Annotated in this window: 12 protein-coding genes; 9 read left to right on the top strand and 3 right to left on the bottom strand. The window is 31.6% G+C overall.

What is annotated here, in order from left to right; genetic code table 11:
• Positions 1-94 precede the first annotated feature (94 nt).
• From AADI82_RS10480 to AADI82_RS10445, 8 genes are all read left to right on the top strand, one after another.
• On the top strand, positions 95-577 hold the full coding sequence (locus tag AADI82_RS10480; RefSeq protein WP_341216392.1) for a hypothetical protein: 483 nt from the start codon (positions 95-97) through the stop codon (positions 575-577).
• An 85-nt stretch (positions 578-662) separates the two neighbouring features.
• Positions 663-2,105 carry an oligosaccharide flippase family protein gene (locus AADI82_RS10475; RefSeq protein WP_341216391.1) on the top strand — a complete coding sequence of 481 codons (1,443 nt, stop codon included), beginning with the start codon at positions 663-665 and terminating at the stop codon, positions 2,103-2,105.
• Between the two features lie 8 nt (positions 2,106-2,113).
• On the top strand, positions 2,114-2,548 hold the full coding sequence (dut, locus tag AADI82_RS10470) for a dUTP diphosphatase (RefSeq protein ID WP_341216390.1): 435 nt from the start codon (positions 2,114-2,116) through the stop codon (positions 2,546-2,548).
• 36 nt (positions 2,549-2,584) lie between these two features.
• Positions 2,585-2,899, top strand: a complete 315-nt coding sequence (locus AADI82_RS10465) for a GIY-YIG nuclease family protein (RefSeq protein WP_341216389.1) — start codon at positions 2,585-2,587, stop codon at positions 2,897-2,899.
• Positions 2,900-2,939: 40 nt separating this feature from the next.
• Positions 2,940-3,959, top strand: coding sequence for a sugar phosphate nucleotidyltransferase (locus AADI82_RS10460; protein WP_341216388.1), 1,020 nt, complete (start codon positions 2,940-2,942; stop codon positions 3,957-3,959).
• Positions 3,960-4,051: 92 nt separating this feature from the next.
• Entirely contained in the window at positions 4,052-5,413 is a 1,362-nt protein-coding gene (locus AADI82_RS10455) for a tetratricopeptide repeat protein (protein ID WP_341216387.1), read from the top strand.
• Complete coding sequence (locus AADI82_RS10450; protein WP_341216386.1) at positions 5,413-6,180, top strand: DUF4292 domain-containing protein; 768 nt, start codon at positions 5,413-5,415, stop codon at positions 6,178-6,180. Before AADI82_RS10455 ends, AADI82_RS10450 begins: the two co-directional genes overlap by 1 nt.
• Positions 6,181-6,182: 2 nt before the next feature.
• A complete protein-coding gene (locus tag AADI82_RS10445) occupies positions 6,183-7,409 on the top strand; it encodes a peptidoglycan DD-metalloendopeptidase family protein (RefSeq protein WP_341216385.1) in 1,227 nt (408 codons plus the stop codon).
• An 84-nt stretch (positions 7,410-7,493) separates the two neighbouring features.
• Here the strand turns inward: AADI82_RS10445 and AADI82_RS10440 are convergent, their stop codons facing one another.
• The 3 genes from AADI82_RS10440 to AADI82_RS10430 form a co-directional block, all read right to left on the bottom strand.
• Entirely contained in the window at positions 7,494-7,703 is a 210-nt protein-coding gene (locus AADI82_RS10440) for a DUF6515 family protein (RefSeq protein ID WP_341216384.1), read from the bottom strand.
• A 54-nt stretch (positions 7,704-7,757) separates the two neighbouring features.
• On the bottom strand, positions 7,758-8,267 hold the full coding sequence (locus AADI82_RS10435; RefSeq protein ID WP_034042276.1) for an acyl-CoA thioesterase: 510 nt from the start codon (positions 8,265-8,267) through the stop codon (positions 7,758-7,760).
• 81 nt (positions 8,268-8,348) lie between these two features.
• Positions 8,349-9,284, bottom strand: coding sequence for an SPOR domain-containing protein (locus AADI82_RS10430; protein WP_341216383.1), 936 nt, complete (start codon positions 9,282-9,284; stop codon positions 8,349-8,351).
• A gap of 104 nt (positions 9,285-9,388) precedes the next feature.
• Between AADI82_RS10430 and dprA the strand changes: the two genes are divergently transcribed.
• Entirely contained in the window at positions 9,389-10,513 is a 1,125-nt protein-coding gene (gene dprA, locus AADI82_RS10425) for a DNA-processing protein DprA (RefSeq protein ID WP_341216382.1), read from the top strand.
• Positions 10,514-10,586: the final 73 nt, after the last annotated feature.

Below are 10,586 nucleotides of genomic sequence, written 5' to 3'. Positions count from 1 at the left end.
ATTTTTAATAGATATAAAGCCTCACATTTCGTGAGGCTTTTTTTATGGCATCCATTTTGCAAATAATATCTTTATAATATTCAATTATATTGAAATGAAAACTATTAAAAACATATCGAACACATTATTAATGCTTTTAGTTATGATTAGTTTTTCTAAGTGTTCAACAACTAAAAAACTTCAAAATGCTGTGCCTTTTATAATTGGAGAAGTATATTATCAACATTTGATAGAAGATGTAAAGGGCGGCGATTCTAGATTTAATTTATTTATTCCTGTAACATCAAATCCTAATAGCATAATATTAGATAGTGTTTATTTTAAAGGGCAACAAGCTAAATTAGAAGCTTCTAAAAAACCACTTTTTATAGGTCGTTTCAAAGCCGCTACAAATCAAAAAAAGGATATTATAATGAGTAGCGACCCATATGCAGAATATGGTAATGAAGTACCCGAACTTCCTAAAAAAGTACCTTTTAAATTAGAAGACAACGAATGTGTTATTAGCTACAAACAAGGAAATACACTTAAGTATTTTAAAATCTCAAATATTCTTTTAAAGAAACCTAAGCATTAGCTAACTGTGAGACCTAATAAAGCAATAACTTATCTTTGGTTTACGTTAGCTAAAAACGTATTTTTAGCAGAACAAAATATATCCTTTGAGCGTACTAAAAACTTTCTTTAAAGATACAGTTATCTATGGTTTGGCTATTGTATTGCCTAGACTGATTAACTTTCTTTTAGTGCGTTTGCATACAGATGTGCTTCCTAATGAAGGCTATTCTGAAAACACAGAATTTTACGTAGTTGCAGCCTTTTTTAATGTCATTCTTACTTATGGAATGGAAACATCTTTTTTTAGATTTTTTAGTAAAAACAAAGATAAAGATAGAGTTTTGTCTACAGCAATGATAACCATTGTTGTTAGTACTTTTATTTTTGGAATATTACTATTTTTATTTAGAGTTCCAATTTCAGAAGCGTTAAGAATCAATACGGATTTCTATTCACTTCTTGTTGGTATTACACTTATTGACACCTTAATTGTAATCCCATTTGCTTATTTAAGAGTCACGGGAAGACCAATAAAATTTGCATCAATCAAATTGATTAATGTTTTTATTATGGTGCTTTTAAATGTGCTCCTACTATCTACAACCTATGGATCAGAAGGATTGAGATCATTATTTAATGTTGAAAACAATGTAGAGTACATATTTATAGCAAACCTTATTGCTAGTGCATTCGTTTTAATTTTAGTATTGCCTTATTTCTTTAAAGCTAAACTAAATTTTGAATTTAAAATTTTAAAACAATTTTTAAGCTACGGCTGGCCTATCATGATTGCAGGATTAGCTTTTGTAATCAATGAAAATTTAGATAAATGGTTGTTACCACAACTTGAAGGCGAGTTTGTTAATGGAGCATATAGCGCATGTTACAAATTAGCTGTGTTTATGACTTTATTTATTCAAGCCTTTCGAATGGGAGCAGAACCGTTTTTCTTTAATCATTCCGATAAAGAAAATGCAACACAAACCTATGCAACTATTTTAAAATATTTTACCATTGTTGGTGCTTTGGGTTTAATGTTTGTTGTGATATATATAGATTTGTTAAGACCGATTTTTATAAAAAAAGAAAGCTATTTATTGGCTTTAGATATAGTACCAATTGTTTTGTTAGCTAATCTTTGCTTAGGTATTTATCATAACCTTTCAATTTGGTATAAGCTTACAGACCGTACGCGTTTCGGAATGTATATTTCGCTTATTGGGGCAGCGATTACTATTGGATTTAATATCATATTTATTCCTAAAATAGGTTTTATGGCTTGTGCTTATGCAACACTTATTGCTTATAGTTTAATGATGCTAATTTCATATATATTAGGTAGAAAGTATTATCCGGTACCTTATGATTTAAGTCGAATTGCAATTTATCTTATAGTAAGTACATCATTAAGTTTCATAACTTATTATCATTTAGATAGAAATATTTTATTAGGAACTGTATTTTTGTTACTCTTTGTGGTAATAGTTGCTTTTTTGGAACGAAAGGAATTAAAACTAATATTGAAAAAAAATAGAATTTCAAATTAAAAGTTAATATGCAAATTAAAATAATCAATAAATCTACTCACGATTTACCGCATTACGAAACTGTAGCATCAGCAGGAATGGATTTGCGAGCAAATATTTCAGAATCTATAACTTTAAAACCTTTAGAAAGAACAATTGTAAAAACAGGTCTTTTTATTGAATTACCAATAGGAATTGAAGCACAAGTTAGGCCCCGTAGTGGATTAGCAGCTAAAAAAGGAGTTACCGTTTTAAATGCTCCAGGAACTATTGATGCCGATTATAGAGGCGAAATAGGCGTGATTTTGGTTAATCTTTCAAATGAAGACTTTGTTATTAATAAAGGCGAGCGTATTGCACAATTAGTAATCGCAAAACATGAACGTGCTGAATGGGTCGAGGTAAATGAATTATCTGAAACCTCTCGTGGTGAAGGTGGTTTTGGAAGCACTGGAACCAAATAAATTCCTGCGAAGGCAGGAATCTCATAATTAAAATGGATGAAACATTGGTATGTCTATATCATGACAAATAAGCCTAAAGGTGTTTTATACATAGGGGTAACAGATAATATAGATGAAAGAGTAAAAGAACATAAATTAAAAGTTTATCCAAAATCGTTTACCGCAAAATACAATTGTGATAAATTGATTTATTTTGAAGAATTTGATAAAGGAATTGAAGCAGAAAAAAGAGAAAAACAATTCAAAAAATGGAAAAGAGATTGGAAAATAAAACTAATTGAAGAAATGAATCCAAGTTGGTCAGATTTGAGTATCAATTGGAATTTAAATTATAGTAGAATTAGAAGTTAAGTTCAACAACTAAAAGATACCTGCCTACGCAGGCATAAAGATGAAAATAATAGTACCCATGGCAGGACGAGGTTCTCGTTTACGCCCACATAGTTTAACAGTGCCAAAACCATTAATTCCAGTTGCAGGACAACCTATTGTTCATCGATTAGTAAAAGATATTGCAAAAGTTTTAAAACAACCCATAGAAGAAATTGCTTTTGTTTTAGGTGATCCAGCTTGGTTTGGAGACGATGTTGTGAAGAGTTTAGAAGCTTTAGCCGAAAGTTTAGGTGCCAAGGCATCTATATATCGTCAAGACTTGCCTTTAGGTACAGGACATGCTATTATGTGTGCTAAACCATCGCTTTCGGGATCAGCAGTTATTGCATATGCAGATACGTTGATTAGAGCTGAATTTGATTTAGATAACAAAGCCGATGCTGTTATTTGGACGAAGCAAGTAGAAAACCCTGAAGCTTACGGTGTGGTAAAACTTAATGAAGATAATGAAATTGTTGAGCTGGTTGAAAAACCTGAAACTTTTGTAAGCAATCAAGCCGTAATAGGTATTTACTACTTTAAAGATGTTGCCGTTTTAAAAGGAAAACTACAAGAAATTCTTGATGAAAACGTTATGAATGGGGGCGAATACCAAATTAACGATGGTATTAAGCGCATGATGGCAGATGGTAAAGTATTTAAAACTGGTACCGTTGATGAGTGGATGGATTGTGGAAACAAAGCTATAACCATAGAAACCAATCAACGTATGTTAGGTTTTTTAAAAGCAGATGGAGACGAGCAATTGGTAGCTTCATCAGCTAAGTTAGATAACTCAAATATTATTGAACCATGTTTTATTGGAGAAAATGTAGTGCTTAAAAATAGCACAGTTGGGCCATTTGTTTCTATTGGAAACGATAGCGTTATTGAGAACACAAACGTTAAAAATAGTTTAATTCAAACCCATACTACTATTAATAACGCTAATTTAGATAACGCCATGATTGGTAATCATGTAAAATATGATGGTGATTTTACGAGTATAAGTATTGGCGATTATTCTGTTTTGGAATAAATTCTTGCACAGGCAGGAATCTCATAAAATAGACTTTGGAATACTATTTGAAAACACAATGTCATGCTAAGCGCAGTCGAAGCATCTTTCTTATGAAAAAACAAATCTGTATACTCTTTTTACTCTTCGGAATGGTTTTCTTTCCACAGGAAAACTATGCCCAAGTAGATTTTAATAAAAAACCAGATGACGATTTAGGAGATGTTGACGATAAATTTCAAGAGTTTTTCTACGAAGCCTTAAAACAAAAAGGAATTGAGAATTACGATCGATCAGTTGAAGTGCTTTTAAAATGTATTGAAATAGATAATTCTGTATCTGTTTTATATTTCGAATTAGGGAAAAACTATATCAAGCTTAAAAATTTTGGTGCTGCCGAAGATGCTTTTAAAGATGCTATAAAAAAAGAACCCGATAATGAGTGGTTTTTAGATGAATTATATGGCTTTTATGCCGAACAGAATGATTATGATAAGGCCATAAAAACAGTTAAACAGCTTGTAAAATATCATCCAGATTACAAAGAAGATTTAGCATCACTTTACGTACGCACAAAAAATTATAATGAGGCTTTAAAAATTTTAGACGAACTAGATTTGGAGTTTGGAATATCGGTTGCTAGAGACATGCTTCGCAATCAAATTTACGAGGCAACTGGACGAAAAAAAGACCAAATTAAAAACCTAGAATCGCGTGTTGAGAATAATCCAGATAAAGAGTCGAATTATTTAGCCCTTATTTTCCGATATAGTGAAAACAACGAAAAGAATAAAGCTTTTGAGACTGCGAAAGAGCTGCTTAAAATTAATCCGAATTCGCAAATGGTTCACTTAGCTTTATACAAGTTTTATTTAGATGATAATAATACTGAAAATGCTATTGAATCTATGAAAATAGTTTTAAAAAGCAACCAAATAAAACCAGATGCTAAACTTAAAGTATTATCAGATTTTGTAAATTTTGTTCGTAATAATCCAGAATACGAAGCAGATTTAGTTGAAGTCACTTCGCTTGTTGGCGATAGTAATAATAGTAAAACTTTAGTTGAGTTAGGACAGTATTATTTAAAAAATGGCGATAAAATTAAGGCCTTAAAATATTACGAAGATGCTTTGGCTTTAGAGGTCGATAACTTTCAAGTTTTACGTAATGTATTATTGCTTTATGTTGATTTGAAAAAATATAATTTAGCTTCAGAAAAAAGTAAAAATGCTTTAGAAAAGTATCCATCTCAACCTATATTTTATTTAATAAATGGAGTGGCGTTAAATGCTTTAAATCAATCTAAAAAAGCTGTCGAAATTTTAGAATCTGGATTAGATTTTATTATTGACGATACTAAAATGGAGGCAGATTTTTATAATCAATTAAGTAAAGCATATACCTTATTAAACAATACAGCTAAGGCAAAAACGTTTAGTGATAAGGCAAAACAAATAGAAACCTCAAATTAATGAATAGATATACTTGTATTGTTTTTCTACTTATTACATTGCTTGCGGTTAGTTGTAAATCAAGCAAAACAATTAATGCTGGTGTAGCAAATTATAACTTATCTACAAGACAATTAATAAAGGAAAACGCAAAACAAGCAGCAAGTTTTAAAACACTGCAAGCTAAACTTAAAATAACCTATTTTCAAAATCAAAAAGAGCAAACACATGCGGTTTCATTCAGAGCAAAAAAGGATGAAATATTATGGATAAGTGCAACTTTTTCTGTTATAAGAGCAAAAGTAACCCCAGAAAAAGTTAGTTTTTATAACAAGTTAGATAACACTTATTTTGAAGGGAATTACGAGTATTTAAGTGGCTTATTGGGTACGGAATTAGACTTTAAAAAAGTTGAAAATTTATTACTAGGTGAAGCGCTATTTAATTTAAAAGACGATGCTTATAAGTCGCGTGTTGATGATAATGTTTATGTGCTTCAACCTAAAAAACAACGCGATTTATTTGAAATTTTCTTTTTATTAGATCCGTCGCATTTTAAAGTGAAATCGCAGCAAATATCACAACCAAAAGAGCAAAGGATTTTACAGATTGATTATTTGTCGTATCAAAAAGTTGGTAGCCAAACATTACCACAGCATGTGAAAATTAACGCTGTTGAATCAAACCAAGAAACCATTATAAAGCTAGAATTTAAAAACGTATCGTTAAATGAAGACTTACGTTTTCCGTTTAAAATACCTTCTGGTTTTAAAGAAATTAAGCTATAACATTGAACAACAAACACACATATAAATTTTTAATACTACTTGGGTTTTGTTTGTGTTTTGCTTTGGGGTCATCGCAAAATAATAAGCAAAAAGAGTTAGAAACACGACGACAAGAATTACGACGCGAAATACAGAAAATTAATGAATTACGCTTAGAAAACAAGTCAAAAGAAAAATCACAATTGTCATTAATTGAAGATTTTAATTATAAAATAAATGTGTTAAATAACTTAATTAAAGTTACTAACCAACAAGCGAATTTAATTACTAGAGAAATTAATTCGAATCAAAAACAAATTACCAAACTTCGTGCAGAATTAAAGCAATTAAAAGAAGATTACGCAGCAATGCTTGTTAAGTCTTATAAAAGCAAAAACCAACAAAGCAGGATTATGTTTTTGTTATCTTCAAACGACTTTAAACAAGCTTATAAAAGATTACAATACATTAAACAATATAGTAATCATCAAAAGCAACAAGGGGAAACTATAAAAGATAAAACGGCGGAATTACAAAACATTAATGCCAATTTATTAAAGCAAAAAGAAGACAAACAAAAGCTAATAGCTGAAAATAAAGTGACTCAAAAGTCATTAGAAACCGAGCGCAAACAGCACGAAGTTATAATGAAATCTATTAAAAATAACATTAATCTTTACACGTCTCAAATTAATAAAAGGCAGCGTGAAGCAAATAGAATTGATGCAGAAATAGACAAAATTATAAAAGCGGCTATTGCAAAATCTAATAAAAAGGCAGGAAAATCTTCAAGCTCAAAAACATTTGCTTTAACACCAGCTGGTAAAGCTTTGGCAAAAGACTTTGAATCGAACAAAGGGAAACTGAGTTGGCCAGTTGAGAAGGGTATTGTAAAAGTGCGCTATGGTACTCAACCGCATCCTATTAATCGGTCGTTAACCATTAAAAGTAATGGTGTTAGAATTGCCACCGAAAAAAATGCTAAAGTAAGATCTATTTTTAATGGCGAAGTTATAGATGTTGTTAGAATGAAAAATGTAAACCCTATAGTTATAATTCGTCATGGTAACTATATTACTTACTACAAAAACCTTTCTAAAGTTTATGTAAAAGAAGGTGATAAAGTTGTTACTAAACAAGAAATAGGCGAAGTTTATACTAATAAAATAAATGGAGAGACAATACTAAGTTTTAGCATTTCTAAAGAAAGTAATACCCAAAATCCTGCATCTTGGATTTACAAAATGTGACACGCAGTGTTATCCTGAACTTGTTTCAGGATCCCATAATTTAAAATTTTCTAAGCAATAACAGGTTCTCAGAATGACACGTGATTACACCCTAACCACAACATAACCTTTGCTAGTTTTTCTATAATGTTTTCCATTCCAAAAGTAGTAGCGTTTGCCTTTAACTTTTACAATTTTGTAATGCTTAGGAGCTTTTTTAATAAGGATAACTTTTGCTGGGGTTGTTTTTACACGAGTAGCGCAAGACGTAGAAAATAAAAGCAGTAAAACTGAACATAAAATTATAGGTCTCATAGTTTTAAGATTTTGGATTCTACTATAAGACCTATAAAAATTTAAAAGGTTTAATTATTCAAACAGCGCTTTTAACTCTGTAGCTTTATCTGGTGTGATTTTACCAGCCAACAACAAACTTAATTGTTTACGACGTAAAGCAGCATCAAAACGCTCTTTTTCTAAATTGGTTTGTGGATGTACTTCTGGAACAGAAACAGGTCTACCAGTATCATCAACAGCAACAAAGGTGTAAATGGCTTCGTTAGCTTTAGATTTTTCACCAGATTCTCTGTCTTCAATCCAAACATCAATAAATACTTCCATAGAAGTTTTAAAGGCACGAGACACCTTAGCTTCAACGGTAACTACGCTACCTAAAGGAACGGCTTTATTAAATGCTACATGATTAACCGATGCGGTAACAACAATACGTCTACTGTGTCTTCTAGCTGCAATACTAGCGGCACGATCCATTCGCGCAAGTAGTTCACCACCAAATAAATTATTTAGTGGGTTGGTTTCACCAGGTAAAACCATATCGGTAAGCGTTGTTTTAGATTGCTCGGGTGTTTTTGCTTGCATCACTTTTATTTTAATGATGTTGCAAAGGTACTATGCTTTTAAGTATTAATAAAGTAAAAAAGGAAGTGATTTTTTTTGAGATTAATCTAACTTTTTAACCAATATCCATGCATCTTTATTATGCGATTTTCTTATTTCTCGAACGGCTTTAAGCGCTTCTTTACCTGTTTCGTGGCTAGAATAAACTACTTCGTGCAAACCGTATTTGTTTACACCAATTTTTCTGGCGTTAAACCCATCTTTCTTTAATTGCGCAATGATTTTATTGCAATTTTCTTCAACTCTAAAGGCACCTGCAACAATATGATAATTTCCTGTTTGTTTAGGGATGTTCCAAGTAATTGCAGGAAGTGAATTTAAACTAAAAGTAGCTTGCTGTATTTTAGTATCTAGTTGTTTTGTCGCTTCTTCTTGCGCTAATTGATTGTGTGTTTCAATTTGATTAACATAAAAATTTGAAGCAGCAAAACCACCAAGTGTTAAGGCAACTAAAGCTACAGCTGCATATTTTAAATACGGTCTGGTTTTACGTTTTTCAAGAGAAACGGCAAGCGGAATTACTTTTTCAATTTGCTCAATCTCTTTTTTATAAACTTCGCGAGTTACGGAGGGTGACGTAAATTGAGATAAACCGAACGAATCGGTTAAATAGTTAAGATTATAGGTTGGTTCAAATAAAATTTTGCCCTCGTTATTAAATACCACTTCGCCAATATTATTAAACGTAAGTGTTTCGCCTTGAGTTAAATATGACTTAAGTATTTTAACGCGTTTCGCAATTTTTTTTGAAGCAATCTCAAAAGGAATTTTCTCTACATCAGCAATATAGTGTGCCAATAATCCATCGTTTTGCTGAATTTGCTCGTTAAACGACACCGCTTTTTTTGGCGGATAAAACGCATGTGTTGAATCATTAATCGTAGCAGATACGCGTTGCGCTAAAAAAGATCCAAATTCTGGAATCGTAACACACTCATATCTATATAATAAATCGCTTATGTAGGTTTCTAATTGCATAAAAACAAAGTTAAAAAATTATGCTTTCAGATAAAATTTCGAGCGAAGTATTTATTAACAGTCGAAAAATTCTTTTATTGTAGCTTTAAAACCAAATGTTTACGATGACAGAAAATGATTTGCTTTATACTTTAGCCTTGCAACATGTGCCAAACATTGGCGATATTACTGCTAAAAGACTCATTTCTCATTGTGGTTCTGCCGAAGCTGTTTTAAAAGAAAAAAAGCAAAACTTACTTAAAATTGATGGCATTGGTAGTGTTACTTTAGGAGATTTGTTTAAATCGCATCATTTAAAAGAAGCCGAAAAAGAGCTGAAATTTATAAAAGAAAACAAACTCAAGGTTTTATATTTTAAAGGCGATTGCTATCCCGAAAAATTAAAACATTGTATAGATGGCCCTATTGTATTGTTTCAATCAGGACATATTAATTTAAAGCAACAACACATTATTAGTATTGTTGGTGCTAGAAAAATTACCACAAATGGAATAGCTTTTTGCGAAAATTTGGTTGAAGCGCTTGCGCCTTATAACCCAATTATTGTTTCTGGTTTTGCTTATGGAACCGATATAACCGCGCATAAAGCAGCTTTAAAACACAATTTACAAACCATTGGCTGTTTAGCACATGGGATGCATACCATTTACCCAAAAGTGCATAAAAAATACATGGCTGAAGTTGAAAAACATGGCGGGTTTTTTACCGATTTCTGGAGTAGCGACACTTTTAACAAAAACAATTTTTTAAAAAGAAATAGAATTATTGCTGGTTTAAGTGAAGCTACTATTGTTATAGAATCTGCCGAAAAAGGCGGCAGCTTAGTTACTGCCGATATTGCAAACTCTTACAATCGCGATGTGTTTGCTGTTCCCGGGCGCACAACAGATTCGCAAAGTGTGGGTTGTAATAATTTAATAAAACACCAAAAGGCGCACATGCTTTCAAACCCTTTGGATGTGCCTTATATTTTGAATTGGCAGTTGGAGGAAGATGATATTTCGACAGGACCAATAGCCAAACCAACCATACAAAAACAACTATTTGTTGAGCTTGATGCTACCGAAAAAACGATTTACAATTACCTAAAAGCAAACGACAAACAAGTGCTAGATGTTATTGCCATTAATTGTGAAATGCCCATTTTTAAAGTCGCTAGTATTTTGTTGACTATGGAATTAAAAGGTGTTATTAGACCGCTGCCTGGGAAGTTGTTTGAGGTGGTTTAATAGCTAATACTACCACCACTAATACTACCACCACACTAAAAAGAATTTTTTAAGTATACCGTTAGGAAATTTT

Origin of the sequence: uncultured Wocania sp., from assembly GCF_964021735.1 — a bacterium.
GTDB lineage: Bacteria > Bacteroidota > Bacteroidia > Flavobacteriales > Flavobacteriaceae > Wocania_A.
This window is presented reverse-complemented; position numbering and strand designations above follow the sequence as displayed.

What these genes read in the sequence shown, in the direction of transcription:
- dprA (WP_341216382.1), top strand. Translation starts at nt 9,389, where the DNA reads ATGACAGAAAATGATTTGCTTTATACTTTAGCCTTGCAACATGTGCCA.
- AADI82_RS10465 (WP_341216389.1), top strand. Translation starts at nt 2,585, where the DNA reads ATGAAACATTGGTATGTCTATATCATGACAAATAAGCCTAAAGGTGTT.
- AADI82_RS10480 (WP_341216392.1), top strand. Translation starts at nt 95, where the DNA reads ATGAAAACTATTAAAAACATATCGAACACATTATTAATGCTTTTAGTT.
- AADI82_RS10450 (WP_341216386.1), top strand. Translation starts at nt 5,413, where the DNA reads ATGAATAGATATACTTGTATTGTTTTTCTACTTATTACATTGCTTGCG.
- dut (WP_341216390.1), top strand. Translation starts at nt 2,114, where the DNA reads ATGCAAATTAAAATAATCAATAAATCTACTCACGATTTACCGCATTAC.
- AADI82_RS10460 (WP_341216388.1), top strand. Translation starts at nt 2,940, where the DNA reads ATGAAAATAATAGTACCCATGGCAGGACGAGGTTCTCGTTTACGCCCA.
- AADI82_RS10435 (WP_034042276.1), bottom strand. Translation starts at nt 8,267, where the DNA reads ATGCAAGCAAAAACACCCGAGCAATCTAAAACAACGCTTACCGATATG.
- AADI82_RS10455 (WP_341216387.1), top strand. Translation starts at nt 4,052, where the DNA reads ATGAAAAAACAAATCTGTATACTCTTTTTACTCTTCGGAATGGTTTTC.
- AADI82_RS10440 (WP_341216384.1), bottom strand. Translation starts at nt 7,703, where the DNA reads ATGAGACCTATAATTTTATGTTCAGTTTTACTGCTTTTATTTTCTACG.
- AADI82_RS10430 (WP_341216383.1), bottom strand. Translation starts at nt 9,284, where the DNA reads ATGCAATTAGAAACCTACATAAGCGATTTATTATATAGATATGAGTGT.